At 58.2% G+C, this 25,862-nt stretch carries 29 protein-coding genes and 1 pseudogene; 22 read left to right on the forward strand and 8 right to left on the reverse strand.

Translation table 11 applies throughout. The features are described from left to right. Positions 1–95 precede the first annotated feature (95 nt). Positions 96–230, reverse strand: a complete 135-nt coding sequence (locus PY650_RS10670; protein WP_285879174.1) for a hypothetical protein — start codon at positions 228–230, stop codon at positions 96–98. 204 nt (positions 231–434) lie between these two features. Between PY650_RS10670 and PY650_RS10675 the strand changes: the two genes are divergently transcribed. The 13 genes from PY650_RS10675 (at position 435) to PY650_RS10735 (ending at position 12,232) form a co-directional block, all read left to right on the forward strand. Then, positions 435–1,760: an ABC transporter substrate-binding protein gene (locus PY650_RS10675; protein ID WP_285879175.1), complete on the forward strand. Its 1,326-nt coding sequence runs from the start codon at positions 435–437 to the stop codon at positions 1,758–1,760. A gap of 101 nt (positions 1,761–1,861) precedes the next feature. Continuing rightward, entirely contained in the window at positions 1,862–2,830 is a 969-nt protein-coding gene (locus PY650_RS10680; RefSeq protein ID WP_285879176.1) for a carbohydrate ABC transporter permease, read from the forward strand. Next, positions 2,827–3,780 carry a carbohydrate ABC transporter permease gene (locus PY650_RS10685; protein ID WP_285879177.1) on the forward strand — a complete coding sequence of 318 codons (954 nt, stop codon included), beginning with the start codon at positions 2,827–2,829 and terminating at the stop codon, positions 3,778–3,780. Before PY650_RS10680 ends, PY650_RS10685 begins: the two co-directional genes overlap by 4 nt. Further along, the gene (locus tag PY650_RS10690) at positions 3,777–3,989 is read left to right on the forward strand and encodes a hypothetical protein (RefSeq protein ID WP_285879178.1); all 213 of its coding nucleotides are present in this window, start codon (positions 3,777–3,779) and stop codon (positions 3,987–3,989) included. The genes PY650_RS10685 and PY650_RS10690 overlap by 4 nt, the downstream gene beginning before the upstream one ends. 3 nt (positions 3,990–3,992) lie before the next feature. Next, the gene (locus PY650_RS10695; RefSeq protein WP_285879179.1) at positions 3,993–5,090 is read left to right on the forward strand and encodes an ABC transporter ATP-binding protein; all 1,098 of its coding nucleotides are present in this window, start codon (positions 3,993–3,995) and stop codon (positions 5,088–5,090) included. Continuing rightward, positions 5,083–6,090, forward strand: a complete 1,008-nt coding sequence (locus PY650_RS10700; RefSeq protein WP_285879180.1) for an ABC transporter ATP-binding protein — start codon at positions 5,083–5,085, stop codon at positions 6,088–6,090. The genes PY650_RS10695 and PY650_RS10700 overlap by 8 nt, the downstream gene beginning before the upstream one ends. Before the next feature lie 56 nt (positions 6,091–6,146). Next, the gene (locus PY650_RS10705) at positions 6,147–7,787 is read left to right on the forward strand and encodes a dihydroxyacetone kinase subunit DhaK (protein WP_285879182.1); all 1,641 of its coding nucleotides are present in this window, start codon (positions 6,147–6,149) and stop codon (positions 7,785–7,787) included. A gap of 31 nt (positions 7,788–7,818) precedes the next feature. Then, positions 7,819–8,433 (forward strand): dihydroxyacetone kinase subunit DhaL, encoded by a 615-nt coding sequence (gene dhaL, locus PY650_RS10710; RefSeq protein ID WP_285879184.1) that lies wholly within the window; start codon positions 7,819–7,821, stop codon positions 8,431–8,433. Then, positions 8,430–8,828, forward strand: coding sequence for a dihydroxyacetone kinase phosphoryl donor subunit DhaM (gene dhaM, locus PY650_RS10715; RefSeq protein ID WP_285879186.1), 399 nt, complete (start codon positions 8,430–8,432; stop codon positions 8,826–8,828). Before dhaL ends, dhaM begins: the two co-directional genes overlap by 4 nt. Further along, on the forward strand, positions 8,828–9,172 hold the full coding sequence (locus PY650_RS10720) for an HPr family phosphocarrier protein (RefSeq protein ID WP_285879187.1): 345 nt from the start codon (positions 8,828–8,830) through the stop codon (positions 9,170–9,172). The genes dhaM and PY650_RS10720 overlap by 1 nt, the downstream gene beginning before the upstream one ends. Further along, positions 9,156–10,763 (forward strand): putative PEP-binding protein, encoded by a 1,608-nt coding sequence (locus PY650_RS10725; RefSeq protein WP_285879189.1) that lies wholly within the window; start codon positions 9,156–9,158, stop codon positions 10,761–10,763. Before PY650_RS10720 ends, PY650_RS10725 begins: the two co-directional genes overlap by 17 nt. Position 10,764: 1 nt before the next feature. Next, on the forward strand, positions 10,765–11,175 hold the full coding sequence (locus tag PY650_RS10730; protein WP_285879190.1) for a hypothetical protein: 411 nt from the start codon (positions 10,765–10,767) through the stop codon (positions 11,173–11,175). A gap of 61 nt (positions 11,176–11,236) precedes the next feature. Continuing rightward, on the forward strand, positions 11,237–12,232 hold the full coding sequence (locus PY650_RS10735; protein ID WP_285879192.1) for a dihydroxyacetone kinase subunit DhaK: 996 nt from the start codon (positions 11,237–11,239) through the stop codon (positions 12,230–12,232). A gap of 145 nt (positions 12,233–12,377) precedes the next feature. Here PY650_RS10735 and PY650_RS10740 read toward each other — a convergent pair. After that, positions 12,378–12,492 (reverse strand): annotated as a pseudogene (locus PY650_RS10740) (amino acid ABC transporter ATP-binding protein); the annotation flags it as partial. Between the two features lie 222 nt (positions 12,493–12,714). On the opposite strand from PY650_RS10740, the gene PY650_RS10745 reads away from it, so the two are divergent. From PY650_RS10745 to PY650_RS10785, 8 genes are all read left to right on the forward strand, one after another. Beyond that, positions 12,715–14,148 carry an adenylate/guanylate cyclase domain-containing protein gene (locus tag PY650_RS10745; protein WP_285879193.1) on the forward strand — a complete coding sequence of 478 codons (1,434 nt, stop codon included), beginning with the start codon at positions 12,715–12,717 and terminating at the stop codon, positions 14,146–14,148. Positions 14,149–14,658: 510 nt separating this feature from the next. Further along, a complete protein-coding gene (locus PY650_RS10755) occupies positions 14,659–17,220 on the forward strand; it encodes a GcvT family protein (RefSeq protein ID WP_285879194.1) in 2,562 nt (853 codons plus the stop codon). A gap of 272 nt (positions 17,221–17,492) precedes the next feature. Beyond that, complete coding sequence (locus PY650_RS10760; protein WP_285879195.1) at positions 17,493–17,963, forward strand: hypothetical protein; 471 nt, start codon at positions 17,493–17,495, stop codon at positions 17,961–17,963. Then, a complete protein-coding gene (traF, locus tag PY650_RS10765) occupies positions 17,960–18,526 on the forward strand; it encodes a conjugative transfer signal peptidase TraF (RefSeq protein ID WP_285879196.1) in 567 nt (188 codons plus the stop codon). The genes PY650_RS10760 and traF overlap by 4 nt, the downstream gene beginning before the upstream one ends. Then, positions 18,516–19,685: a conjugal transfer protein TraB gene (locus PY650_RS10770; protein ID WP_285879197.1), complete on the forward strand. Its 1,170-nt coding sequence runs from the start codon at positions 18,516–18,518 to the stop codon at positions 19,683–19,685. Before traF ends, PY650_RS10770 begins: the two co-directional genes overlap by 11 nt. A 12-nt stretch (positions 19,686–19,697) precedes the next feature. Then, positions 19,698–20,309, forward strand: coding sequence for a TraH family protein (locus PY650_RS10775; RefSeq protein WP_285879198.1), 612 nt, complete (start codon positions 19,698–19,700; stop codon positions 20,307–20,309). Positions 20,310–20,391: 82 nt separating this feature from the next. Continuing rightward, a complete protein-coding gene (locus PY650_RS10780; RefSeq protein WP_285879199.1) occupies positions 20,392–20,652 on the forward strand; it encodes a type II toxin-antitoxin system ParD family antitoxin in 261 nt (86 codons plus the stop codon). Between the two features lie 157 nt (positions 20,653–20,809). Further along, a complete protein-coding gene (locus PY650_RS10785) occupies positions 20,810–20,932 on the forward strand; it encodes a type II toxin-antitoxin system RelE/ParE family toxin (RefSeq protein ID WP_285879200.1) in 123 nt (40 codons plus the stop codon). Between the two features lie 112 nt (positions 20,933–21,044). On the opposite strand, the gene PY650_RS10790 is transcribed toward PY650_RS10785, so the two are convergent. After that, positions 21,045–21,269 carry a helix-turn-helix domain-containing protein gene (locus PY650_RS10790; RefSeq protein ID WP_285879201.1) on the reverse strand — a complete coding sequence of 75 codons (225 nt, stop codon included), beginning with the start codon at positions 21,267–21,269 and terminating at the stop codon, positions 21,045–21,047. Between the two features lie 109 nt (positions 21,270–21,378). Between PY650_RS10790 and PY650_RS10795 the strand changes: the two genes are divergently transcribed. Next, positions 21,379–21,714, forward strand: a complete 336-nt coding sequence (locus tag PY650_RS10795) for a transcriptional repressor TraM (RefSeq protein WP_285879202.1) — start codon at positions 21,379–21,381, stop codon at positions 21,712–21,714. 4 nt (positions 21,715–21,718) lie between these two features. Here PY650_RS10795 and PY650_RS10800 read toward each other — a convergent pair whose 3' ends face one another. The 5 genes from PY650_RS10800 to PY650_RS10820 form a co-directional block, all read right to left on the reverse strand. After that, the gene (locus PY650_RS10800) at positions 21,719–22,420 is read right to left on the reverse strand and encodes an autoinducer binding domain-containing protein (RefSeq protein ID WP_285879203.1); all 702 of its coding nucleotides are present in this window, start codon (positions 22,418–22,420) and stop codon (positions 21,719–21,721) included. A gap of 190 nt (positions 22,421–22,610) precedes the next feature. Further along, positions 22,611–23,915: an IncP-type conjugal transfer protein TrbI gene (trbI, locus tag PY650_RS10805; RefSeq protein ID WP_285879204.1), complete on the reverse strand. Its 1,305-nt coding sequence runs from the start codon at positions 23,913–23,915 to the stop codon at positions 22,611–22,613. A 10-nt stretch (positions 23,916–23,925) separates the two neighbouring features. Beyond that, on the reverse strand, positions 23,926–24,363 hold the full coding sequence (locus PY650_RS10810; RefSeq protein ID WP_285879205.1) for a lipoprotein: 438 nt from the start codon (positions 24,361–24,363) through the stop codon (positions 23,926–23,928). Between the two features lie 3 nt (positions 24,364–24,366). Next, complete coding sequence (trbG, locus tag PY650_RS10815; RefSeq protein WP_285879206.1) at positions 24,367–25,179, reverse strand: P-type conjugative transfer protein TrbG; 813 nt, start codon at positions 25,177–25,179, stop codon at positions 24,367–24,369. A gap of 14 nt (positions 25,180–25,193) precedes the next feature. Continuing rightward, complete coding sequence (locus tag PY650_RS10820) at positions 25,194–25,856, reverse strand: conjugal transfer protein TrbF (protein ID WP_285879207.1); 663 nt, start codon at positions 25,854–25,856, stop codon at positions 25,194–25,196. Between the last annotated feature and the right edge of the window lie 6 nt (positions 25,857–25,862).

A 25,862-nucleotide genomic window follows, 5' to 3' on the forward strand; every position in this document is an offset into this window, starting at 1 on the left:
CTGCCGAAGCCGAAGAACGTTACTATGCCATGCTGGACGCGCCAGCCATGGCCGCATAACTTAAACCAAACGGCCTCCGGCAAACCCGGCGCGGTTCAAATCAATAACATCGAGAGAGCATTGGCTGTCGCCCTCGGTGTCTCGTCCAGCGTTGCAGGTTCGCTCGTCACCGATGATGGACGGGGTTTCTTGCGGGTCGGTTCAATAACGTCGGCCTCGACGAAAGTCATTGCCCAGCCCCCCGCATTCAACACCTCCGGAAGCTGCAACACAATTCTTTAAGCTCTCCAAGTTGGCGCTTGCATTGTTTATAAAACTGCGTATTACTAAACATATTGCTAAACATGATGGTCGAGGAGTTCATGTGAGCATTCTCTGAAGTGGGTGAACTTGCGACGCCGGCGGGAGCCGGCCTTTGGTTCTGGGAGGAACTTATGCAAAAGAAATCGAAAGCCCTTCTTGGGCTGGCCTCGGCGTTTGTGCTGTCGTCGGCAATGCCCAATTTTGCAAAAGCAGAAGATTTGACGCTGTGCTGGGCTGCGTGGGACCCGGCAAACGCGCTGGTCGAATTGTCCAAGGACTTTACCGCCAAGACCAAGATCGGCATGAAATTCGAATTCGTGCCCTGGACCAGCTACGCCGACCGTTTTCTCAATGAACTCAATTCGCATGGCAAGCTCTGCGACCTGATCATCGGCGACAGCCAATGGCTTGGCGGTTCGGCGGAGAATGGACACTATGTCAAGCTGAACGACTTCTTCGACAAGGAAGGCATCAAGATGGATGACTTCGTGCCGGCTACGGTCGTTGGCTATTCCGAGTGGCCGAAGAACACGCCGAACTACTGGGCGCTTCCGGCCATGGGTGATGTGGTCGGCTGGACCTATCGCAAGGATTGGTTCGAGAAGCCTGAACTGAAGAAGGAGTTCAAGGATAAGTACGGCTGGGATCTGGCCGCGCCGAAGACCTATGATCAACTCAAGCAGATTGCTGAGTTCTTCCAGAAGCGCCAGATCGACGGAAAAACCGTCTACGGCGCGTCAATCTATACCGAGCGTGGCTCCGAAGGCATCACCATGGGCGTGACGAACGTCCTCTATGATTGGGGCTTCCAATATGACAACCCCAAGAAGCCCTACGAGATGGAAGGCTTCGTCAATTCCGCCGACGCGGTCAAGGGCCTGGAATTTTACAAGTCCCTTTATGACTGCTGCACACCGCCCGGCAGTTCCAATGTCTATATGGTTGAAGCCGCCGATGCGTTCAAATCCGGTCAGGTCGCGATGCAGATGAATTTCGCCTTCACCTGGCCCGGCCTCTACAAGGACGAGAAGGTCGGCGGCGACCGGATCGGCTTCTTTCCCAATCCTGCGGAAAAGGAGCATTTCGCTCAGCTCGGCGGACAGGGTATCTCGGTCGTCTCCTATTCCAGCAAAAGGGACGCCGCGCTGCAATACATCAAGTGGTTCGCGCAACCTGACGTACAGGCCAAGTGGTGGCAACTCGGCGGTTATTCCTGCCTGAAAGCCGTCGTCAATGCGCCCGACTTCGCCTCCAGCCAGCCCTACGCACAGGCGTTCCTCGACTCCATGGCCATCGTCAAGGACTTCTGGGCGGAGCCGAGCTACGCCACTCTTCTCCAGGACATGCAGAAACGCGTCCACAACTATGTGGTGGCCGGCAATGGCACCGCCCAGGAAGCGCTCGACGGATTGGTGAAGGATTGGACCGAGGTTTTTAAGGACGACGGTAAAATCTAGTGTCCGGCTGGACACGCGACATCCTTGTCAGAATGGCGGCCCGGATCGGCAAAAAAACCGAGCCGCCAGATGTCTCATGTACCCAAAGACTAGGTGACATCTTGAATATTTCCCACTCCACTATCGTCGCGAAGGCTGCGGATGTGACAGCAAGGGCAACGCCGGTATCGGTCGCCCGGCGCGTCAGCAGTCTCTCTGACAGGACGATCGCCTGGCTGTTTATCGCCCCCGCCATCTCCCTATTGCTCGCGATCAACATTTTTCCGCTCATCTGGGCGATCTATCTTTCCTTCACCAACTATCGCGCCAATCGACCGAATGCACCTGTTCAAGGGGTGGGCCTCAGCAATTACCAGCGCGTCCTGACCGATCCGGATATTTGGCAGGCGATGCAAACGACGGCGCATTTCGTCTTCTGGACGATTGTGCTGCAGACCGTGATTGGTTTCACGCTTGCCTATCTGATCGATCGCAAGTTTCGTGGCCACGCCTTCTGGACGACTATCATCTTGATCCCGATGATGCTGTCCCCCGCCGTCGTCGGCAATTTCTGGCGCTTCTTGTATGAACCTCAGATCGGCCTCTTCGCCTATGCTGTCTCCTGGCTTAGCGGCATTCCAACATCGGATATTCGGATGCTCGGCGATGTCTCGCTTGCCCCCTGGGCAATCATCATTGTCGATACCTGGATGTGGACGCCCTATGTGATGCTGATCTGCCTCGCCGGCCTGCGCTCGATCCCGGATTATATCTATGAGGCAGCCGAAGTCGATCGCGCCTCGGCGTGGCGCCAGTTCTGGTCGATCACCGTGCCGATGGCCCTGCCCTTCATCATGCTTGCTGTCCTCTTCCGCGGCATCGAGAACTTCAAGATGTTCGATATGGTGACACTGCTGACCGGCGGCGGGCCTGGATCGGTCACCGAGGTCGCCTCGATCACGCTCAAGCGCGCGGCTTTCGAAAGCTGGGCAACCGGTCGGGCCTCCGCCTTCGCGATCGTGCTTTTCGTCGCGGTGTTCGGACTTGCCAACATCTACGTCAAGGCTCTCAATAAGGTGAAGCAACGATGAGCTCCGCAAACTCCGCCCATTCGGTCGTCGAGCCGAGCCTCACCAGCAAGCGGGTGGCCGGCGCGATCGTCATCCTTTATGCACTGATCACGCTAATCCCCCTTGCCTGGATTTTTCTGACCAGCATCAAGTCGCCGCCGGACTCGATCAGCTATCCACCGAAGATCGTCTTCACGCCGACGCTCGAAGGCTATTGCAATCTTCTCACCACGCGAACGCGCCAGACGCCGGAGTACATTTCCTCCTTGCCTGCGCCGACCGGCACCTGCGATGAGGTGACGCGCAAGCGTAACATGGTGATTGCCGGCCCCTCGAACTTCCTGCCGCGCTTCGTCAATTCGCTGGTGATCGCGTTCGGCTCCACGTTCCTCGCGGTCTTCCTCGGAACGCTGGCCGCCTATGGTTTCTCCCGTTTCCGGGTGCCGCTCGCCGACGATCTACTGTTCTTCATCCTGTCGACCCGCATGATGCCGCCGATCGCCGTCGCGATCCCGATCTTTCTGATGTACCGGCAGCTTGGGCTGTCAGACACGGCATTGGGCATGATCCTGCTCTACACCGCAGTTAACGTGTCGCTCGCCGTCTGGCTTCTCAAAGGTTTCATCGACGAGATTCCGCGCGAATATGAAGAAGCCGCGATGATCGACGGCTACACCCGGCTGCAGGCCTTCCGCAAAGTCGTCCTGCCGCAGGCAACGACCGGCATCGCCGCAACAGCTATCTTCTGCCTGATCTTCGCCTGGAACGAATATGCCTTTGCAGCTCTATTGACGTCAGGTGAGGCGCAGACCGCGCCGCCCTTCATTCCGACCATCATCGGAGAAGGAGGGCAGGACTGGCCGGCCGTTGCGGCTGGGACGACGATCTTCCTCATTCCTATCCTCGTTTTCACCATTCTCCTGCGCAAGCAACTGCTTCGCGGCATCACCTTTGGAGCGGTCCGCAAATGACACACCTGATCGAAACGCCCCACTCTACCCATCCGAAACGCCCGTTCTTCCTGCGGCGGGGCCCTATGGAAAATATCGCCACGGTCATCATCGCGTTGGGATTCTTGATGCTGTTCCAGCCCTTCCTGCTGGTGCTCTATACATACTCGCTGGCTGTGCTGCTTGCCGGGACGATCATGTTCATCATCGTTTCGAAATTCTCGGAGTGAGTCATGGCGGACATCAGAATCGAAAATCTACGCAAGCAGTTCGGCAGCTTCGTCGCGGTCGAGGATTCGAGCTTCGTGGTCGATGACGGCGAATTCCTGGCGCTTCTCGGGCCCTCTGGCTGCGGCAAGACGACCACACTACGCATGATCGCAGGCCTCGAGCTGCCGACCAGCGGTAGGATCTACCTTGATGGAGAGGACGTCACCTTCAATCGTGCCAGCGCCCGTGACATTGCTTTCGTCTTTCAACTTTTTGCGCTCTATCCGCACATGAATGTCCGCAGGAACATAGGTTTCCCGCTGCTGTCGCAGGGAATGCCGAAAGCGGAAATCCGCAAGCGCGTGCAAGAGACTGCGCATCTCTTGCAGATCGATCACATCCTCAACAAGTCCGTTTCGGGTCTCGCTGGTGGCGATCGCCAGCGGGTGGCGCTAGGCCGTGCCATTGTGCGGCGTCCGAAATGCTTCCTCATGGACGAGCCGCTCGGCACACTCGATGCTGAATTCCGCGAGGTGATGGTTCACGAACTGCGCGAGCTGCACAACCGCATCCACGCGACGACCGTTTATGTCACCCATGATCAGCATGAAGCGATGGCGATGGCCGACAAGATCGCAGTGATGAACCATGGTGTGATCGAACAGTTCGGAACACCTCAGGAAATCTACAGCAAGCCCGCGACCATGTATGTCGCGGATTTCATCGGATCACCGCCGATGAATTTCATGCGATTTACTTCGCGCCTCCAAAGGGGCGCCCGGTTCGTTTCACTCGACGGCGTAGACGTCGCCGTTCCCGAGATCCGCCAGGAGATGGCGGAGGGCGAACTGGCGCTCGGCGTACGGCCCGAGCATATCCGCTTCAGCGACGCCTCGCCCCTGCGCGGTGCGATCTATGGCAGCGAATATCTGGGAACAAACCAGGTTGTGGCGGTGGAAACGTCCAGCGGAATGATCAAGGCTCGCGTTCCGGCAAACCGTAGCTTCCGCATCGGCGAAACGGTCGGCCTTGAATTCAACCCTGCCAATCTCGCGCTTTTCGACTGCAAGTCGGGCCGCGCGGTCGCTTCATCGCTCTATTCGGAGGCCAAGCATGTCTGATGTTGTTCTCAAAGGCCTCAGCAAACGTTTCGGCGAAACACAGGCGCTCTGCGATCTTGATCTTGCGATCGGCGACGGCGAATTCGTCGTGCTGCTTGGGCCGACTGGCGCCGGCAAGACGACCACGCTCAGGCTCATTGCGGGATTGGAGAGGCCCGACAAGGGGCGTATCGAGATCGGCGGTCGCAACGTGGCCGGCGAGGCACCAGCCGAACGCGACGTAGCTTTCGTCTTCCAGCAATATTCGCTTTATCCCCACATGACGGTTTACGAAAACCTTGCCTTCCCGTTGAGAGCACCGGTTCGAAAATTGACCCATGACGAAATCGACCGTCGCGTGCGCGAGATCGCCAGGATGGTGAGAATCGATCACAAGCTTGGAAACCGCTCGACCCATCTCTCGGGTGGCGAGATGCAGCGCGTTGCGATCGGGCGGGCGCTGGTGCGCAGACCAGCAATCTACCTCATGGACGAACCGCTCTCGTCCCTCGATGCCAAGCTTAGGGCAGAGCTTCGGCTTGAGCTCAAGCGCATCCAGAAGGAACTGGGCTCGACATTGCTTTATGTCACCCATGATCAGGTGGAAGCCATGACCATGGCAGACCGCATCGGGATTGTCGCCGAAGGCAGGCTGATGCAGGTCGGAAGCCCGCGGGAGATCTATGGCAATCCCACCAACCTTCACGTTGCGGCGCGGCTCGGCCAGCCGCACATCAATCTGCTGCCGACAGATCTGCTCCCCGGGGCCAATCCTCCCGCGGGTACGAAAACCATCGGCGCGCGTACCGAGCATCTCGATATTATCGTCGGAAGAGATGCTAATGCCGAGATCGACTGGATCGAACATCTAGGCGACCAGAACCACCTGCATATCCGCGTTCGCGATCAGAAGCTCGTCACGCTCGCGGACCCGCATCTCGCGATCAAGCGGGGCGACAGAATTAATCTGACGCTGCGCGATCCGCTCTATTTCGATGCAGGCGGGCGGCGGCTCGCCTGACATGCAGAAACTGAACCAATAATGGCTCCTGGAAAGAAACAGACGGGTCTCGATCAATGAAACATTTCTTCAATCGCAGGGAAAATATCGTCACTGAAGCCCTGGACGGACTGCTTCTGACAAGCGGCACTGGGCGTCTTGCTCGCTTGGACACATTCCCTGAGATCAAGGTGATCCTGCGCGCGGACTGGGACAAATCGAAAGTGGCAATCATTTCCGGCGGCGGCGCCGGTCATGAACCCTCTCATGCCGGCTTCGTCGGCAGGGGCATGCTGACGGCCGCCGTGTCCGGCGAGATCTTCGCCTCGCCGAGCGTCGAAGCGGTATTGACGGCGATCCGGGCCGTGACCGGCCCGAGAGGCGCTCTGCTGATCGTCAAGAACTATACCGGCGACCGGCTGAATTTCGGTCTCGCAGCGGAAAAGGCTCGTGCCGAAGGTTTCAACGTCGAGATGGTCATCGTCGCCGACGATATTGCCATCCCCGACATCACCCAGCCGCGCGGTGTCGCCGGCACGCTCTTCGTTCATAAGATCGCGGGATACCATGCGGAGGCAGGCGCGGATCTGAAGACCGTCACCGCACACGCCGCCGCCGCCGCCGCCGATATCGTCTCCCTCGGCATGACGCTTTCTACCTGCAGTGTTCCCGGCCTGGCGCACGAAGATCGCCTCGGCGCCAATGAGGGCGAACTCGGCCTTGGGATCCATGGCGAACCGGGCGCCGAGCGAATCGCTCTCCAACCGGTCGCAGATATTGTTGCCACGATGACTGAACGGCTTGCCGCGAAACTGCGGGGAACGGCACGCCACGCCCTATTGATAAACAACCTTGGCGCCGTTCCGCCACTCGAAATGAACGTGATCGCCAATGCCGTGCTATCTTCGTCCTTGGCAGACAACATCAGATTGATCATCGGACCAGCAGCGATGATGACCGCACTCAACATGAACGGCTTCTCCTTCTCGCTGATCCGGTTGGACGCGGTCCGCGAGGCGGCGTTGACAGCAGCTGTCGACCCGCATGCTTGGGCGCCAGCGGTCGAACGCCACGAAATTACAGTCGTCGCCGCCCCCCGGATAGCAAGCAAACCGAACGGAGCAACCGCCGCCAGCAATGACAACCAGAACCGTCGACTGATTTTGGCGGTCTGCGAGCATCTGGTATCGCTCGAAAACGAACTCAACCGGCTGGATAGCCGCATCGGCGACGGCGACACAGGTGCTACAGTCGCGTCAGGCGCCCGCAGCATCATCGCTCGCATCGATACATTGCCACTCACCGAGCCGGCCGCAACCTTGGCCTCTTTCGGCGACATTTTGAGCACCAGCATGGGTGGATCGAGCGGCGTGCTGCTGTCGATCTTCTTTACTGCCGCGGCAAAGGCGATGGCGGAAAAAGCCGATATCGCCGCAGCATTTCTTGCCGGGCTCGACAGGATGACGTTCTATGGGGGAGCCGGAATCGGCGACCGGACGATGGTTGATGCGCTCGCGCCTGCGCTCAAAACCCTCGGCTCAGGCAATATCGCGGCAGCAGCAGCGGCAGCAGCGGCGGGTGCGGAGTCGACCAAGACCATGAAGAGGGCAAAAGCCGGGCGCGCCTCCTACGTTGGCGAGAAGGATCTGGAGGGAGTGCCAGATCCTGGTGCGGTTGCTGTGGCGAAAGTATTCGAGGTTGCAGCAGCTATCGTGTAAGGATCAGCGCCGCCGTTAGGGAGGATCTTAGGTGCAGGCAGAACCAGTGCTTGTTGCGGGATTGATCGAAGCTTGCCGCGCGACCATCGCGGCAAACACCGATCATCTTTGCGCGCTGGATTGCGCAATCGGCGATGGAGACCACGGAACCAACATGCAGCGGGGATGTGAGGCGGTGAGCGCTGAACGGGTTGCCCTTTCCAGCCTGCCCTTTCCTGACGCTGTAGAGAAGATCGGCATGACGCTGGTGATGAATATCGGTGGTGCCGCCGGTCCTCTGTATGGAACGCTTCTGATGGAAATCGGCCGGGAGCTTCGTGCGCGGGACGGGGCGGCTGATTTTCCGGTCGTGCTGAAAAGCGCGATCGATGCAGTCGCAAAACGCGGGCGAGCCCATGCGGGCGATAAGACCCTGCTCGACGTTCTTTATCCGGTTCAGGACGCGCTTGCACAACATTCGCCGTTGAACGATATCGCCCGGCGAGCCGAACTTTCCGCCAGCCTCACCGCCGCGATGAAGGCCATGCGCGGGCGCGCCTCATATCTCGGCGATCGTTCGATCGGCCACGTGGATCCAGGTGCGTCAAGCTGCGCACTGCTGACCACGGCCATCTGTCGTTATCTCGGGGAGAACCATCTGGAATGAGTGGAAATATCGCAAATGTGGGGATCGTTGTCGTCTCCCACTCGCCTCTTGTGGCGAGGGGTATTGCCGACATGGTGCGGCAGATGGTGGGTGATTGCGTGCCGCTGGCCTGGTCCGGAGGCAACATTCACGGAGAGCTCGGTACCGACGCCGGTCGTATCCTGCGGGCGATCGAGGCAGCCTGGTCCGATGCGGGCGTCGCCGTTTTCGTCGATCTCGGCGGCGCGGAAACCAACAGTGAGATGGCAATCGAGATGCTTGGCCCGCCGCGCTCGGCGCTCGTATCGATCTGCAACGCCCCCCTGGTCGAGGGCGCGATTATTGCTGCGGCCGAAGCATCCGGCGGCGCACCGCTTGCGAAGGTCGTCGCCACGGCCGAGGAGCTTTCGCCCTGATGAACAGCGAATTGCAAATAGAGACGCCGGAGGCCGGGCCATTGCATGCCAACTACCAGACGGTTGTGGAAGTCAAGCATGGCGTAGGACTGCACGCTCGCCCCGCCGTGACGTTCACCCGACTTGCAAAGTCGTTTCCGTGCTCGATCGAAGTTGCGGTCAACGACAGCGATATCTGGCTGAACGGCAAGAGCATAATCAAAATAATGAGCGCTAGAATCCGGAAAGGATCAGTTCTGCGATTAAGGGCTGACGGAATTCGAGCGGAAGAGGCGATCAAGGTGTTGAAGGAACTCGTCGAGCGCAATTTCGATGAGGACAAGAAGCATGACCGAAACGCATAGGCTGAGAGCAACGAGCGCCTCTCCCGGCATCGCGTCCGGACCGGCCTATCTGGCCGAGTTGTCTGGCGCCCCTTTTTCGCCTGTATCGCAGGTCGCTCTCGGATACGAAGCCCTTGCCGGCGCCATCGAGACATCGATCGGCGAGCTTGAAAGCCTTGCTGGGAAATCCGACGCGCAAAGCAGGGACATGATCGATTTCCAGATTGAAGTTCTTCGCGATCCAACCATAACCGAAACGGCCGAAGCACGTGCAAGCGCCGGAGAAAACGTTGTCTTCGCCTGGGTCGGCACCCTCGACGCCTACATCAGCGAACTGGAAACGGCGGACGAAGAGCAGGTGCGCGCACGCGCCGTCGATATTGTCGACATCAAGAGCCGCGTGCTCCGCGCGCTGACCGGAACATCGGTCGCAGACTTTCCTATCGGCTCGATCTTCGTCGGCAAGGACATGGAGCCGAGCCGCTTTCTGGCCCATGACTGGTCGGCTGGCGGAGGCATCGCGCTCTTCCATGGCAGCGCCGCGGGCCATGTCGCGCTGTTGGCGCGGGCGAAATCGATTCCAATGGTCGTCGGCGTGGGGTTTTTCACCGCCGCAGAAAGCGATTTCGTTCAAGTCGACGGCGATGCGGGCGCGGTCGTCATCCAGGCAGGTAATGCGACCGCCGCGCCCCTCCCGTTCCATTCAAGCCCTGTGCCAGTCGATGCGGGTCGTTCCGACAAGGGCGAACTTCGCACCGCCGATGGCACTCCCATTCTGTTGTCCGTCAATCTCAATGATCCAGCTGAGATAGACGCTTTAGACCCGGCGACGACGGCGGGCATTGGGTTGATGCGGTCGGAATTCGCGGTTTCGTCGGTAGCGGATGCAGCAAACGAAGAGAAACAGCTCGCCATCTATCGCGACGTCCTGAGCTGGGCGGTAGACAAGCCAGTGACGATCCGCATGCTGGACATCGGCGGTGACAAGCCGCTTGCCGGGCTCGGCGATCCGCCATCCGGATCCTCGACGGACTTGCGAGGCATCCGTCTCCTCCTCGCAAGACCGGAGATTGCCCGTGTACAGACACGTTCCCTGCTTCGTGCCGCAGTCGCCGGCAATCTTCGCGTTATGCTGCCGATGGTGACCTTTCCATCGGAGGTCGACGAGATGCGGCAGATATTTCGCGAGGAGGCTGCACAACTTGCTCGCCGCGGCCTGCCCCACCTTATTCCTCCCATTGGCATGATGGTCGAGGTGCCGGTTGCTGCACTGATGCTGGACACCTTCGAAACGGCGGACTTCTTCTCGTTCGGGACCAACGACCTCACACAGTATCTGGCCGCCTGCGCCCGCGATAGCTCACACTCGGAACCTTTCCATCGCAGGGCCACACCGGCTGTGCTCCGACTGCTTGGACAAGCGATGAAACTTGCAGGAAAGGGGAGCAAACCGGTCAGCATCTGCGGAGACATCGCAAGCGATCCGCAATGGCTTCCGGCGCTGCTTGCGGTCGGCTTACGGCATTTTTCCGTGGCGCCCGAACGATTTCCCGCGATAAGATCAGCAATCATGGGATTGAGAGCTGATGGGACAAGGGTAGCCGGAGAGTAAAATGGCGCGCGAAGACACCGAAGACGCCATTATCGCCTACAAATCCATCTTGGCGCAGATCATCGACAACCGACCTTCCGGTATGCGCCAGCGGCTTGCGACGGAACTTGGAAAGCATCGCAGCTTCGTGACGCAAATCACAAGTCCGACCTACGCAACACCACTGCCGGCTCGACATTTGGCGACGATATTTCGGGTTTGCCACTTTAGCGCCACCGAACAGGAGCGTTTCCTGGATGCCTATCAAACTGCGCACCCGGGAAAACTTCCAGAACTTGGCTTTGCTGAAAAACTGCGGCAACTTTCCATTATGGTTCCGGATTTCGGCGACGAGAGAAAAAACCGTCTATTGGAGGAGGCTATTTCCGACCTGGTACAAAAGATTGTCGCGATCTCTGGAGGAACAGATTGATCGACGGTTCAAGGATGCATTGAAGGGACGCGAACGATATCGCCGCCTTGGGAGGGGCTCAATGAAGAAGTTCATGAACACCGCGGAAACCATGGTCGCCGAAAGCATGGAAGGTTTCGTGCGCGCCCATCAGGAGTTCGTCGTGTTCGGGGCTGAGCGGAAATGCATCCGTCGTCGCCACCTCACGCCGAACAAGGTCGCTATTATCTCCGGTGGGGGTGCCGGTCACGAGCCGATGCATATCGGTTTCGTCGGCAAAGGAATGTTGGACGCCGCCTGCGTCGGGCACATTTTTACGTCGCCAACACCAAGCCAGATCATCAGCGCCATCGAGGAGGCGGACACCGGCGCCGGCTGCTTGCTCATCGTCAAGAACTATGACGGCGACATCATGAACTTCGAGATGGCGATGGAAATGGTAGCCGATCGCCACAGGATGGAAGCTGTTATTGTCAGCGATGATATCGAGACGGCCGGGATCGGCCAAGGCCGGGGGCGCCGTGGTGTTGCGGGAACGCTTGTCGTCGAAAAGATCATCGGAGCGGCTGCGGAACGAGGCATGGCGCTCCATGAATTGAAGCGGATTGGCGATCGATTGAACGGGCGAGTTCGGACAATGGGGGTCGCTCTCAGCGGCGTGACAGTGCCACAAACCCAACGCACGACATTCTCATTGAATGCCGCCGAGATGGAAATGGGCGTCGGTATTCATGGAGAGCCGGGCCATTCAAGGGAGTATTTCTCTACCTCTGATGTTATTGTCCGTCGTCTCTGCGAGACGATCTGTGGAGACATCTCCATGCCGCCTGGCGCGAAGGCGTTGCTCTTCGTCAACGGCCTTGGCGGCACCCCGCCAGCCGAGCTCTACCTCGCCTACGATGCCGCGCACCGATTCATGGAGGAGCGGTCGATTCCTATCGAGCGCGCACTGGTTGGAACCTACGTCACCTCGCTCGACATGCAGGGATTGTCGGTCACGCTAGCTTTGCTGACCGATGAGGAGATATCCTTGTGGGATTCTCCCGTGGCAACAGCGGCGCTGCGCTGGTCGTCGTAACTATCAATCGGCGCCCCGCCCGGGACACAATTCAGTATGCCGGATAGGTATTGCAGCAATTCGTTGCCATCGCATCGGCAAGATGAAATTCACGGCGATGAATTGACGAGCTGTTTGGGCTAATGCCCGCGGGACCCCCGATACGTTAAAGCAGCATCGAGGCACCGCGATCGAGATCGGTATCGAGGAATTGCTCAAGACGCGGGTTCCTCGGCTTCTTGAAGACCTCCTGGGGCGAACCCGGTGAACAGCACCTTGCCTGGGGATTAGAGGTCTTTCGAACAAAACTGCCGCATTCTTGCAATTAAGTGCAAAGCGACACACCGATTAGAGATCATCCACAAATATTTCGAGCACGATCTGGAGGTAGCACCTCCGTAGATCCAGAAAGCTTCGATGGGCTCGCCCCGAGTTCATGAATTGTGTATTCCTGTTCAATGGAACGTCGATGGGTGATCGGGGCTTTATCGCGGTGCAATGCGATGATCGATGAAAAGAAACTTGAAGAGCGCTTGCTCGTGGTCGAAACGGCCAAATCCTGGAGTCCGCGCGTCGTCTCGCGGCTGGAGACGCTGTTGCGCTCTGGCACGGACGAGGCACTTTATCGCATCAATCCCATCCAGTTCGCCAAGGAGAAATCAATTGCTGAGGCTGAAGCGATCGATCTTTTCCTCCATGCATGCGTGGCTGGGCTATTCGATATGGACTGGCTACTCGTTTGTCCGATGTGCTCCGACGTTGTCGAGAGCTTCCGCAGCCTACGCAAGCTGCATACGCATTTTCACTGCCACCTCTGTCAAAGCGATTATGAGGCCGCGCTCGACGATTACATCACGGTGACGTTTACGGTTTCGCCCGCCGTGCGCAGTATCCGTTTCCATGAACCGGATGCGCTTTCGGCCTGGGATTACGTCTTCCATTACAAATTGACCTCGGGCGGCGTATTGCCCGATGGCATGCCATGGAGCGAGGCGGCCAAACAGCTGGTGAGGGTGCTCACCCGCATAGAACCAGGTTCCACGGCCAATCTTGAGGTCGATGCCGCCGAAGGCGCGCTGCTGGGCCAGGACTTCGAGAGCGACGCCCAATTTCTCTTCCCCGTCACAAGTGGGGCGGGTATAACACCGCCGCATATTTCTGTCATACTCGACCGCGGCAAATGCGTGGCTGCCACGGTGAACATTGCGCCGGGTAAGGTTGTGTTCGAAGTTCGCAACGCCGGTGAGCTGCCGGTAGTATTCGGCATCCTCCAGCTTCCGATGGCGACTGCTCAGCGTCCGAAGCTTCACTTCGGGCCGTCCCTATCGGGCAAGCGGCTGCTGATGACGCAAACCTTTCGAGACGTCTTCCGCTCAGAGGTGATCAGTGCGACCGAGGGCATCTCGGTTCTCGACATTACCCTCGTATTCACCGATCTCAAAGGTTCTACCGCACTCTACGAGAGGATCGGCGATCTTAACGCCTACATTCAGGTACAGCGGCACTTCCAGCATCTTCTCGATGCCACTGTTCGGCACAATGGAGCCGTCACCAAGACGATCGGCGACGCTGTGATGGCGGCGTTCTTGACGTCGGCCGATGCGGTACAGGCGGCGCTTGATATGCGCGAGGCCGTGGATCAGCTAAACCAAGACCGGCTGCAACGTGATTTTATCCTCAAAATCGGCGTGCATCGAGGTGCGGCGATCGCGGTCACGCTCAACGAACGTCTCGATTATTTCGGTCAGACGGTGAATATAGCGGCGCGGGTACAAAACCTTGCGGATGGCGACGAGATTTGCATTACCGAAGACGTTTATGGCGCGCCGGCTGTGGCGGAAATTATCGCACCATACCCGGTGGCAAAAAGCGAGGCGGAGCTCAAGGGCGTCAGCAAGGCCATGTCGGTCTATCATTTGGCCCGGATGGAATCCTAGTTTGTAAACAGGCTTGGAGTCCCGCTGCCAATAGCACCGTAAGAAATTGTTTTCGCTAAGGCGACCGGGGCCACTACTGCCCAATGCATACTCGCAGGCGATGAACGGCCGAACATTGCGGTTGCCCAGTGGTGTGACAATGCCAAGCTCGGCGAAGCGTCCACACACGGCATTGACGAGTCCCGGCGGTGGCAAGATCAAAAGCTTGCCTGCGCTTGCATGTAGATGAAGTTCGACCCCAGAAGAGACCGAGCAACTCAAATGTCAGATAGGCTACGTTCGACTCATCCGAGTAACGTTAACCCTCTCGAGAAAATGATGTCCATCGCGCGCCGTCAGTCTTGCTGCGGCGGCCAGCAGAAACGACCGCACCCACGAGAATTGTATAAGCGCGACTGAAATGGCGCGCTTTGAACATCGGCTGACAGAGTCTATCAAGCGATCCATCGAAAACACTGCTAGACCCTGTCCCATGCAACGAATTTTAAACTCATTAGAAAGAGGGGTAAAATGTCAGCGTTTCCTGAAAGAGCAAAGGTAGTCATCGTCGGTCTCGGAGGTATCGTTGGTGCGTCGATTGCTCATCATCTGATCGAACGCGGTTGGGACGACATCGTCGGCATCGATAAGTCGGGGATCCCGACGGACATCGGATCGACGGCGCATGCCTCGGATTTTTGCTACACCACAAGCCATGACTATCTCTCGGTCTGGACAACCCAGTACTCCATCGATTTCTTCGAAAAGTTCGGCCACTATGCTCGTATCGGCGGTCTCGAAGTCGCTCGCACCGGCGACGACACTTGGATGGAAGAAATCAAGCGCAAGGTGACATCGGCCAAGTCCTTCGGCACCCGCGCCCATCTCGTTACACCCTCCGAGATCAAGAGGATGTTCCCGCTGATCGAGGAAGATCAGGTCATGGGCGGCATGTTCGATCCGGATGCCGGCCTCGTCGTTCCGCGCTCGCAAACCGTTGCCGGCAAGTTGGTTGATGCAGCGGAGAAATCCGGCAAACTTCAGGTGTTCGGCAACACGCCGGCCAAGTCCCTGATTGTCGAAGGCGGCCGCATCAAGGGAGTCGTAACCCATCGCGGCACCATCATGGCCGACCATGTTGTCGTCTGCGCCGGTCTGTGGGGGCGCTTGATTGCCGAAATGGTTGGCGAAGATCTGCCGGTCATGCCGGTCGACCATCCACTGACATTCTTCGGCCCCTATAATGAATTCGAAGGCACGGGCAAAGAGATCGGCTGGCCGCTGTTGCGTGACCAAGGCAACTCCGCCTACATGCGCGACACCGGCGATCCCAAGACCACCGAAGGCGGGCAGATCGAATGGGGCTATTACGAGACGACCAATCCGCGCCTTTGCCATCCGCGTGAGCTTCTCGAAAAGCATGAGGCGCGCCTTTCCCCCTCGCAGCGCGACCTGGAAATGGAACAGATCCTGGAGCCGCTGGAGCGCGCCATGGAGCTCACGCCGATCCTCGGCGAACTCGGCTATAACGAAAGCCATTCCTTCAACGGCCTCCTGCAAGTGTCGGCCGCCGGCGGCCCGTCGTGCGGCGAGAGCCAGAAAGTGCGCGGCCTCTGGTATTGCGTCGCCATCTGGGTCAAGGACGGACCCGGCTATGGCAAGTTGATTGCCGACTGGATGACCGATGGCCGTACCGAGATCGACCATGCCAGCATCGACTATTCCCGCTTCTACCCGCACCAGCTCGAAGAAAAGTTCATCGAGGGTCGCTGCTTCGAGGCCGCGCAGAAAATCTACTTCCCGGCGATCCATCCGCGCGAACCCTATGCGTCAGGCCGCAACGTCAAGCGCTCGCCGTTTTACGCGCGCGAACAGGAGCTTGGCGGCCATTTCATGGAGCTCGGTGGCTGGGAGCGTGCCCACGGCTATGCCGCCAACGAACATCTGCTGGCGAAATACGGCGACCGCGTTCCTGTTCGCGAAAACGAATGGGACAATCGCCACTTCTGGCGCGTGTCCAATGCCGAGCATCTGGCGATGAGCGAGGATTGCGGCATCGTCAATCTCAGCCATTTCTACATGTTCGATGTCGAAGGGCCTGACCATGTCGAACTGATGGAATGGGTCTGCGCCGCAAAGATCGGCGGCGATGCCAATATCGGCAAGGGCATCTATACCCACTTCCTCGACGATGAGGGTATGGTGCGTGCCGACTTGACTGTCATTCGCATGGCCGATCGCTGTAGAGTGATTGACGGAGCCGACGCCGGTCCGCGCGATTTCCACTACATAAAGCGCATTGCCGAGGATAAGGGTTTCAACGTCACCGTCACCGACGTCTCCGAGAAGTTCGTCACCATTGGCCTATGGGGTCCGAACGCCCGCGCCACACTGAAGAAGGTCGTTGCCGATCCGGCAGGACTCGATCCAGAAAACTTCGCCTTTGCAGCCATCAAGCCCATCGAGATCGCCGGCAAGTCGGTCACCGCCTTCCGTATCTCTTATGTCGGCGAGCAGGGCTGGGAACTGCACATGGCGTACGAGGATGGCCTCGCCGTCTGGGATGCGCTGCGTGCAACGGGCGTCATGGCCTTCGGTGTCGAGACCTATGCCAACTCGCGCCGCATGGAGAAAAGCTTGCGTCTACAGAACGCAGACCTCCTGACCCAGTACAACCTGATCGAATGCGATCTCGCCCGTCCGAAGGTCAAGGAAGCTGATTTCCGTGGCAAGGCGAAACATCTGGAGTACAAGGCGCGTGACCATCAGCCGGCCATGCTGTGCACCCTCGTCATGACCGACAATGTCGATAGCAAGGGTGTCGCCCGCTATCCGCTCGGCAACCTTCCGGTCATGGATCCGGAAACCGGCGAAGTGCTGGTGGACGAACTCGGCCGCCGCTCATACACGACGTCGATCGCCTTCGGCCCAACCATCGGCAAAAACATTGCGCTGGCCTACCTGCCGTGGAACTATTGCCAGGAGGGTCGCAAGCTCAACATTGAATATTTTGCCCAGACATATCCAGTCGAGGTGGTCGGCATCGGTTACAAGCCAATCTATGACCCTGAAAATCTCAAGCCGAAAAGCTAAGCGCTTGGTCTAAAACAGTGCATCAGTGCCGTTACTTTGACGGCACTGATCGAAGCAATTGCTTGGCGCCGCCGAAATGCGGTGGGTGTCTTTCGTCATGACTGAAAATCGATTGCGTATTGGCGACGCTCCAGACGTGCCGGCGGGTGGCCCCATTCGGAGCCACCTCATTACAATGCGCTTAGTTCGCGCCCATGATCATTCCGATCAACTCCGGGACGGAATCCTTGTTAGGAACCGCTGACCCGGAGATCCACTGACAGAAATGCGAGTTGGCGAAGCCAACACTTCTGTCCATCATCCCGGCCGTTCCGAAGAAGTGGCATCCAAGGACGTCGCTGTCGCGACGCCTTGCCTCCGGCCCCTCCAAGAAGGTGGCTGCCACCGACGAACATTTCGGATTTACCGACCCTCAGGAGCTCATCGCCTTGGCCGTCCCGCATTTTTCCGTCGGCATCATCTCACGCGGCGCCGCTCGCAGCGCAGTCCTGTCGGAGGCCTACCGCCAGGGACGCTTTGGCGAGCGAACCTTCCTTGGCAACGCAGCAGCAAAATATCCAGATGGCGGAACCTATCGCACCATCGCCGCGGACATGAGCCCGGTGCAAATAAGTGAACTCCGAGCCGCCTGGGACCTGATGCGAGCCTCTCAGATCCTTGCCATTCATGAACAGAGGGCCGAGGGGTTGAAGGAATCCTTGAGGTTGAGAGCGGGCAATAGCCAGGGTTTGACTCTGCGATGAAAAAAGCGATCCGTCCGCACCATCGTGTCCTGCGCATCGGGCACACCGGGCTCGTAGTTCCCTGCATCCTTGCGACCCTTGTGACATTCATCTTCGCCGCCTTTGTGGCAGGTCGCCTCCGGATCAACATGACACCGAGCGAGCCGTTGGGGCTCTGGCGCATCGCTGACCCAGACCGGCCCATCGTCGCCGGCGACCGCGTCTTCATCTGCCCGCCGCAAACCACTGCGTTTTCTGCGGGTTTAAGGCTCGGTTATCTGCGCCGCGGTCTCTGCCCCGGAGGCTACGCCGCGTTGATCAAGACCGTCATCGCCTTCGCCGGAGATCGCATCGAAATCGGACCTGCGGTCAGGGTGAACGGAGTTGAGATCGTGGGCTCGGCGCTTCGACCAATCGACGGAAAGGGGCGCCCGCTTGCACCTACCCCTGGCGGCATTGTCCCGCCGGCGGAAGTTTTTCTTTTTTCGCGCTATCCAGCGTCCTGGGACTCCCGCTACTTCGGGCCAGTCCCTGCCTCCGGTATTCTTGGCCTGGCGCAGGAGGTCCTGACCTATGCGCCGTAATCTTTATGTCTCGGCTGCGCTGTTGGCAGGATCGATCGCTTGTGGCCTGATCGGATGGAGCGGCCATGTCTTGCTCCTCCCCACGGCTTGCGTCTTTCCGTTCATCTGGGCGAAGTCAGCTAGCCGCCGCATGGCCGCGGCGACGTCGGCCGGTTATTTTCTCGCGGCGTCACGCGGCCTGCCATTGGGCGTAGCGACGTATTACCATACGGATGTTTGGCCGGGACTGCTTCTGTGGTTCGTCGCGTCTGGAGCCTTCGTGTTCGTACACACGGTGCTTTGGACAAAGCAAGAGGGATGGGAACGACCGCTTCGCTATCTTGTCGTGTGCATCGTGATGTCTGTGCCACCATTCGGGATTTTGGGATGGGCGCATCCGTTGACGGCGGCCGGCGTCCTGTTTCCAAAGCTTGGCTGGGGCGGACTTATAGCAACCGCAGCCAGTCTCTCGATCTTGACGACGCGTCATCGGTCACTTGTGACTGTCGCCCTGGGAGGATTTTGGCTCTGGTCCGCCGCACACTGGACAAATCCAATCCTACCGGCCGGTTGGTATTCGGTCGATCTCCGCGAAGGGGCAAGTCTCGGCCGCGAAAACACGCTATCTCGCCATCGTGACATTGCCGCGATTTTGCTTAGCGGCAGTTCGCCGCCCAGCTCAAAGATCGCCCTTTTGCCGGAAAGTGCTCTCGGTTTTTGGACCCCGACCACGGCGCGGTTCTGGCAGCGGCAGCTTGCGGCGACGGACCTTACGGTCGTGGCGGGCGCCACGGTGGTCGGCGACGTCGGCTATGACAACGTACTTATCGGCGTTTCCAAGACCGGTAGCAGTATCCTTTACCGTGAGAGAATGCCGGTACCAGGTTCAATGTGGCAGCCCTGGCGGACGTGGAGCGGACAAATTGGGGGAGCGCGAGCGTATTTCTTTGCCAATCCCATTATCGATATTGGCGGATACCGTGCTGCGCCCCTCATCTGCTATGAGCAGCTGCTGGTTTGGCCGATCCTGCAATCGGCGCTTCACGATCCCAACATCATCATCGCGGTGGGGAACGGCTGGTGGACGGCAGGAACATCCATCGTCCAGATCCAGAAAGCGAGCACCCAAGCCTGGGCGCTGCTCTTCGACAAACCCCTCGCGCTGTCCTTCAACACCTGAGAAGAGATTTCGATGCTGGACACAAACCTGATCAAGAGATGTGCAAACCCGACACTCACCCCACCAATCGTCGAGCAGTTCGTCGCTGCGGTTGGCTCCGACGATCCCCTTGCCGTCACGGTCAAGCAAGGGGGCAGGTTGATACTTCTGCCAAAATCCCGAACTTCGGATGAAGCACTGCAAACGTCGCGTCAATATGTCGCCAGCGCGATCGTGCGGATCGGTGTCACGCAATATCCCGCCGGTATCGGCGTGAAGGACCCTTCGCAACTGCACGGCGAGCTATTCGATGCCTGCGAAAACCTGCGCATCGGCACAACGATGTTTGCCAAGATCGTCCGAATTGTTTCCAAATGGTATGGCAATCCCAAGGACAAGAATGCACTTCCGCAAATCCTCGACGACGCATTCGACGCATGGAAGACAGGATATTTCGACGGCAGGAGCGTATTTGACGCACCAGACCCTGGGAGAACACAATCTGGGCCCGGCCCTGTCGATCCCGACGAAGGCGAAGCTCCTTCCGAGGAGCCGCCGACGGGGGGGCCATCATCGGCGTCAAAAATCGAACTGGAGAATGCCGGTATCCGGATCGATTTGTCCCGGATCGACGGACGAAATTGAGGCTGGAAGCCGGTCTACCTAAGGCAGCATTTGTTGGGTTAGCAAAAATTGAGAATACAAAAGCCTCATGAAAGGAGCCACTATGCCATCGAGCTACAACATAGGCGATCACTATGAGGGGTTCGTCCGCGCGCTTGTTGAAGGTGGGCGCTACGCGAGCGCCAGCGAGGTGCTTCGCGATAGTCTTCGACTTCTGGAGCAGCGAGAGGAAGTTCGCGCGCTTGAACTGGAGTACCTCCGGCGGGAATTCGCCGAGGGAAAGGCCAGTGGGGAGCTCGTGGACGTTGATCCTGACGATTTCCTTAAGAGGCTAAAATTCGCGCGGCACGGCAAGCGTACCTAAATACAGGCTTCTCCGCGTGCCAAACGCCAATTGCGCGATATTTGGCGCAACATCGCCCCGCATAACGAACAGGCCGCCGACGATCTTATTGGCAATCTGTTCCATAGTTTGAACTCGCGGCCAGCCATCCGGAGATCGACAGGCGCGTCCGGACATTGTGCTTGAAGCCCGTGTTCTGATCGAGGGTCGCTATCTGGCCATTTACGTGCCGGCAGCCTACGGCGTCGAGATCGTTGTCGTGATCCACGGAATGCGCGATCCCTCTAGCTGGTTCGATTGATATCCGGAGCGCTTGCTGCGACCATATTAGATTGGGGCCGCATGGCACCTGATCGAAACACTGAGCGCAATGAAAATGATTGGGCCGCCAGAAAATGGCGCTCGAGCGTCCCCTAGTGATCCGATGTAGCTTCAGGCGCAACCAGATCCATATGGCTTACACCAAGCGCCTGCGCCAGTTCGAAAAGGGTGATCACCGTCGGGTTCCGCCTCCCCCGCTCCAGATCGCTGAGATATTGTTGGCTGTAGCCGGAACGCGCCGCCACATCCTCCTGTGTCAGGCCTTTTTCCCGACGGAGGCGGGCAAAATTGCGACCGACCAGTTTGCGCATGTCCATGCCGCAAAGGATTGCCGCTTACAGGCGCGAAGTTTATCAACTATAGTATGTATTAGACTTCGGAGCTTTTTGGCAAATATAGATGAATATGGCGGTGCGAAATTTGCGAATGTCTAAGGGAAATCGTTTGAGGATCGGTCCCGATCAGGAGACCTCAGAAGCCAAGCTTATTCTAAGGCCGCTGATAGGATTGATGAGCGGCTTGTCGCCGGATGAAATCGAGCGATACTGTCTCACCGAGCTCGAAAAGCATCGCCGGCTCCGAGAGGAAGCCGTCAGGCTTGAGGCGGAAGCCGCTTCTGCCGATGATGTCGAAGAGCGGGCGCGGCGCTCGAGAGCTTTTGTTTCGGCTATGATCGCGGTCCATGCCCAGCAAACCGTCGTATCCACCCTCCTGGACATACTCGGCCATATTCCCGACACATCAGCAATCCGCGCGCATTGATGCTTCAAATCAGGCCAAGCTTCGTCGCTAATGCTGTGGCTTGAGGCAAGGTCGTTACGCCAAGCGCCGCCTTGGCGTTTCGTAGGAAGAATGCGACGTTCGCATAGGTCGTATTTTCGATCGTTGCAATTGCTCGCATCGATTTGCCTTCCGCCGACCATCGCAGGCAGGTCAGTTCGTCGGCCCTCAACCGGATGGGACTGTGGTGGGTGGGATGAACCCCCATCATCTCGAGACGCGAATGGACCTGACCAACGGCCGAGGCGGCCATGATTGGGTTGAGGATCTGGTTGGACGCAACGTTCGGCTCGCTGGATGCAAAGGTCAAAATTGCCAGTCCGCCGAATCCGGTCCTGATGGGCACAGTGATCCCCGAGCGAATTCCGAATTGTGCTGCCTCTTCATAAAAGGCGCGGCGTTCCTTGGTAATTCGAGGGGACAAGACGTTGGTCCAGGAAAAAGCTTCGATTTGATCTCGTGCGCTGCGAATGACGGGGTCGATCGCTACGTATGACCGGCGGAAGTAGATTTCCTGCCATGGTTCCGGATAGCTCGAAATCGCGGTCTGCGTCTCGGCCTGCAAGTTCAGATAGGCGTATGAATTGAAGCCGCCTTCGAGTGCAAGTCGCTGCAGCGTCGTTTTGACGGTGGCCTCATCTCGGGCAAGGGAAACTTGTTCAGTCAAATGTACAAACCATTGATTCACTTCACGGCCTCCTGTGTGAGGTATGAATGCGACGCCCGGGTTTGGGAGTAACGGGCAAGTTCGTATCGGTGGTCAAAAGGCTTTGATAGAATGATATGCAGTCAACCTAAGAGATTATTATGCGACAAAACTAATCCTTTATGATTGCAGTTTTGTTTCAGCGCCCTGCATGTTCGCAGTCGATCACCGGCTACTCTGCCTTGACGTAGGGCTTCGGAAACACGATGTCCTGATCAACGATCACGTTAAACACGAAGCCGGGACGTATCCGGATTGTCGGCTGGACGTTCAGGCTCTTTGAGATCGTCTGCTCCGCTACCCGACCGAACGTATCGGCAAAGTTGCGCCGTGCCGCATCGGAGGCAGTGTTTTGGGTCGCGAGTGTCGAGCTCTCGGGAATGGACATGTCTATGCCTGTGCCGATGATCGCAACCAGCGCAGCCGAGCCGAAGGTTCGCAGGAGATGTCGATCGACCTCGTCCGAGAAGCCGCCATATCCTTCCGCGTCAGTTCCAGCCATCGCGCCGAGCTGGAGGGTACTGCCGTCAGGAAAGACGATGTCGGTCCAGACGACCAGAATACGCCCCTGTCCGAAGGACACCCTGGAATCGTAGCGACCGAAGAGCTTTGCTCCCTGCGGGACAAGCAGGTGATAACCTGTGGCGCTGTCATAGATGTCCTGGCTGACCTGCGCGATGATCCTGCCGGGCAGATCCGAATCGAGGCCCGTAATCAGGGTGGCAGGAACAACGGAACCGCGCTTCAATTCGTAAGGCGAGATTGGCGAGACAAGGCGATTGGGCAGATAGCCAGGCTCGTTGAAATCCTGGTTGAGGAAGCGCTCTTTGGAGGACTGTCCATTGGGGTCCGTATCCTGGCCAACCAGGCCCGATTTCAGGGCTGCGGCATAGAGGTCGGAGGCATCATTGCCCATTGACGTTGAAGGCTTCTGGTCGCCGCTCCTCGAGGAGGCCTGGTCCTTCACAAGACCGGAAAGGTCGATCGTAAGCGGCGAGTCGAGAGCAACCGCTCTGGCTTGCAGGCGCGCCAGACGCTGTCTCTGCGCTTCGCGCAGATATTGCTCGTCTTCCTCCCTTTTAAGCCTGGCCCTCCATGCCTCGTCAGAATCGACCACCATTCTCCGGTCCTCGACCGGTGCGACGTCGCGTTTCGGTTGGGGTGAGGTTTTTTCCACCCCGTTTTTTTCGACTGGTGCTGGTTGAAAGATCTCTCGTTCCGCCGGCTCGCCGATGATCCCGTCGGATATGCCGCGCTTCAGCTGATCACCGAAATTCGAGGCTGTCGCCTTCAGGCCGCTGTTGGGATCCTCGCCGCGACCCAAAGAAAGCCCACGCCAGGAAAGGCCGATCACGACCACGCCGAGAAAGAGTGCGACGACCAAGATTGAGATGATGATCGGAAGGCGATTGAGACGACGCATGCCCTTTTGGTCGGCGTTAGAATTGGCCGGGCCGAGCTGGAGCGATTGAACCATTGGTTTCGCCTCAATTGCGTTGCGTGATGGAAAGGGCGCTGGCCGGGACAGCTCCGTCGCTCGAAGGCGCGTAGAGGCGTCCGAGGGCAAGATCAGGCGTGGTCACCCGCGCAAGTATCTGATTGTCCAAACTGCCTATTGCGTATTGAAGCTCGATCGACTTTCCGACCTTTGCCCCTTTTCCATCGTTGATCACCGCGTAACCCCAGCCCCTCAAGGCAGCTTCCAGCGACATTTCAAAATCCGAATGACCCTTATCCATCACGATTGTCGTCCCGGCAGGCTCGCCGAGCTGTTCGCAAAGTCGGGCCGCCAGATCGCCGGCGATAGAACCAGCCGCCATCGGAGTGACGGTCACATTCGGAGAAAATGCCGGCGCCTCTTCATCCGGTGTCTGGCATCCCGAAAGGACGGCGGCGGCAAAAAGCGCGGTAAGAAGCTTCCGCATTGTTTAGCCCGCGCGCCGGATCGTAACTTTTTGCTGATGCCAGCCGACGCCTGAGATCAGAATTGCCCTGTCGACCACATAGTCGACGACCATCAAGTCGTTCTTCATTCGAGAATTGACGATGCGGTTCTGGCCACCGGAAACGACAAACAGAACCGGAGCGTCCTGGCCCGCGATTGACGTTGGAAACTGAATGTAGGTTTTGACGCCGTCTGAATAGACACGCTTCGGCTTCCAGGGTGCGCCACCAGTTACCGTATAAGAGAAATTGAGCTTGTCATTGGTCACCCCGGGCGTCACTTCGGTCTGAAGCCTGGCGTTGATGTCCGCAAGCTTCGTCGACGTGTCCTCGGGATACGCGAATCCGACCCGCGCCATGTACTGGCTTGGATGGGACTTCAACTGGATATGATAGGTTCGTCTAGACGTCGTCACGACCATTGAAGTCAAAAGACCGGGCTCGGACGGCTTTACGATGAGGTGAATTGCCTGACCGCCTGTGGCCCCTGATGTCGCAGGCTCGACCTTCCATCTGACGGTGTCGCCGACCAGCACGTCGCGGACGATTTCGCCGCCCTGAAGTTCGATGTCGCACACCTGAAGAGGGGAACAGACCACCGAAGGCTGCGTCTCGCCGAACAGGAAGACGACCTTCCCATCGGCTCCCGTGGTGACGAGGCCTGGCGTACTGCGCCATTTGCCCGAAATTGCCGTGCCTCTTGCCTCGTTGCTCGTCATGCTCTGAGCCTGCGCGCTTGCAGCCATAACAAGGGCACTTAGCCAGCCGGCGGCTGCGATACGTAGTAGCGTCTGCATGGAATCTCCTTGGCTTAGAGCTGTGCTGTCCAATCGAAATCTCGGATGTAGAGGCCAATGGGGTTGACGCGGATCGTCGCCTCATCCTGTGGTGGAGTGAGCGCAACCGTCGCGATGCCGCGAAACCGCCGTGTTGCGAGTTCCTTGCCTGTTCGGTCGCGTTCGTACTCAGTCCAGTCGATCTGGTAGCTTTGATTGGAAAGCGCGACGATGTTGTTCACCTCGATCGCCACGGTCGAGGATTTCGCCTTCTCGAACGGCGAATTGCCGCGGAACCAGGCGTTGACCTTCTCGGTAGAGGGATCGGAACTGCGAAGAAGTGCGTATGTGCGATCGATGTATTGCTTTTGGACGACTGCATCGGGGGTTATGGAGCGGAACGCCGAGATGAAATTGCCGAGCGTGGCGCGAACGACGCGCGCGTCTGCATACTCGATCTGCTGCGGGAACCCCGCTGCAACCGCGGTTCCGAGCTTGTCCACCTCAATGATATACGGGACGAGCTTGACCTGCGTGCTTAGATAGAGCGCATATCCGAAGCTGATGACGCCGATCGAGAGACCGAGAACACCGACGATCCGCCAGGCCGCGGCAGCTTTAATGAAGGATCCATATCGCTCGGTCCATTCAAGACGCGCCGCAAGATACGGATTTTCCGGAGTGCGGTTTGCTACCATCGATCT

Origin of the sequence: Martinezella calliandrae, from assembly GCF_030272695.1 — a bacterium.
GTDB classification, from domain to species: Bacteria; Pseudomonadota; Alphaproteobacteria; order Rhizobiales; family Rhizobiaceae; genus Rhizobium; species Rhizobium calliandrae.

What these genes read in the sequence shown, in the direction of transcription:
- PY650_RS10670 (WP_285879174.1), bottom strand. Translation starts at nt 230, where the DNA reads ATGACTTTCGTCGAGGCCGACGTTATTGAACCGACCCGCAAGAAACCC.
- PY650_RS10675 (WP_285879175.1), top strand. Translation starts at nt 435, where the DNA reads ATGCAAAAGAAATCGAAAGCCCTTCTTGGGCTGGCCTCGGCGTTTGTG.
- PY650_RS10685 (WP_285879177.1), top strand. Translation starts at nt 2,827, where the DNA reads ATGAGCTCCGCAAACTCCGCCCATTCGGTCGTCGAGCCGAGCCTCACC.
- PY650_RS10690 (WP_285879178.1), top strand. Translation starts at nt 3,777, where the DNA reads ATGACACACCTGATCGAAACGCCCCACTCTACCCATCCGAAACGCCCG.
- PY650_RS10695 (WP_285879179.1), top strand. Translation starts at nt 3,993, where the DNA reads ATGGCGGACATCAGAATCGAAAATCTACGCAAGCAGTTCGGCAGCTTC.
- PY650_RS10700 (WP_285879180.1), top strand. Translation starts at nt 5,083, where the DNA reads ATGTCTGATGTTGTTCTCAAAGGCCTCAGCAAACGTTTCGGCGAAACA.
- PY650_RS10705 (WP_285879182.1), top strand. Translation starts at nt 6,147, where the DNA reads ATGAAACATTTCTTCAATCGCAGGGAAAATATCGTCACTGAAGCCCTG.
- dhaM (WP_285879186.1), top strand. Translation starts at nt 8,430, where the DNA reads ATGAGTGGAAATATCGCAAATGTGGGGATCGTTGTCGTCTCCCACTCG.
- PY650_RS10720 (WP_285879187.1), top strand. Translation starts at nt 8,828, where the DNA reads ATGAACAGCGAATTGCAAATAGAGACGCCGGAGGCCGGGCCATTGCAT.
- PY650_RS10725 (WP_285879189.1), top strand. Translation starts at nt 9,156, where the DNA reads ATGACCGAAACGCATAGGCTGAGAGCAACGAGCGCCTCTCCCGGCATC.
- PY650_RS10730 (WP_285879190.1), top strand. Translation starts at nt 10,765, where the DNA reads ATGGCGCGCGAAGACACCGAAGACGCCATTATCGCCTACAAATCCATC.
- PY650_RS10735 (WP_285879192.1), top strand. Translation starts at nt 11,237, where the DNA reads ATGAAGAAGTTCATGAACACCGCGGAAACCATGGTCGCCGAAAGCATG.
- PY650_RS10745 (WP_285879193.1), top strand. Translation starts at nt 12,715, where the DNA reads ATGATCGATGAAAAGAAACTTGAAGAGCGCTTGCTCGTGGTCGAAACG.
- PY650_RS10755 (WP_285879194.1), top strand. Translation starts at nt 14,659, where the DNA reads ATGTCAGCGTTTCCTGAAAGAGCAAAGGTAGTCATCGTCGGTCTCGGA.
- traF (WP_285879196.1), top strand. Translation starts at nt 17,960, where the DNA reads ATGAAAAAAGCGATCCGTCCGCACCATCGTGTCCTGCGCATCGGGCAC.
- PY650_RS10770 (WP_285879197.1), top strand. Translation starts at nt 18,516, where the DNA reads ATGCGCCGTAATCTTTATGTCTCGGCTGCGCTGTTGGCAGGATCGATC.
- PY650_RS10775 (WP_285879198.1), top strand. Translation starts at nt 19,698, where the DNA reads ATGCTGGACACAAACCTGATCAAGAGATGTGCAAACCCGACACTCACC.
- PY650_RS10780 (WP_285879199.1), top strand. Translation starts at nt 20,392, where the DNA reads ATGCCATCGAGCTACAACATAGGCGATCACTATGAGGGGTTCGTCCGC.
- PY650_RS10790 (WP_285879201.1), bottom strand. Translation starts at nt 21,269, where the DNA reads ATGGACATGCGCAAACTGGTCGGTCGCAATTTTGCCCGCCTCCGTCGG.
- PY650_RS10795 (WP_285879202.1), top strand. Translation starts at nt 21,379, where the DNA reads ATGTCTAAGGGAAATCGTTTGAGGATCGGTCCCGATCAGGAGACCTCA.
- trbI (WP_285879204.1), bottom strand. Translation starts at nt 23,915, where the DNA reads ATGGTTCAATCGCTCCAGCTCGGCCCGGCCAATTCTAACGCCGACCAA.
- PY650_RS10810 (WP_285879205.1), bottom strand. Translation starts at nt 24,363, where the DNA reads ATGCGGAAGCTTCTTACCGCGCTTTTTGCCGCCGCCGTCCTTTCGGGA.
- trbG (WP_285879206.1), bottom strand. Translation starts at nt 25,179, where the DNA reads ATGCAGACGCTACTACGTATCGCAGCCGCCGGCTGGCTAAGTGCCCTT.
- PY650_RS10820 (WP_285879207.1), bottom strand. Translation starts at nt 25,856, where the DNA reads ATGGTAGCAAACCGCACTCCGGAAAATCCGTATCTTGCGGCGCGTCTT.